General features: G+C 40.0%; 1 protein-coding gene. It reads right to left on the bottom strand.

Features of this window, described 5'->3' with window-relative positions; all coding sequences use genetic code 11:
* On the bottom strand, positions 1 to 235 hold a 235-nt coding region (locus tag ACVCZW_RS00780; protein ID WP_452231402.1), incomplete at both ends, for a hypothetical protein.

The following is a 235-nucleotide window of genomic DNA, read 5'->3' as shown; positions in this document are numbered from 1 at the left end:
CGTTACTGTAATTGTAGATTCATTACCACAATCATCTGCAACGGTATAGGTAACAGGAAGCGAACCACAAGGACCACAAACTACGTTTAAGTTGTTGAAGTCGTAATTGGAAGTTACGTTATAAACACCATCTGCATCACAGCTATCTGAACCACAAGATTCAAGTGCAGCAATATTAGCAGTATTCCAAGCATCGGCAATAGTTTCGTTATCATCCGCTGTACAATCTACAGAG

It is taken from the genome of Lacinutrix sp. MEBiC02595, assembly GCF_053601555.1.
Note: the sequence above shows the minus strand (reverse complement) of the source record. Positions and strands in the feature narration are given on the sequence as shown.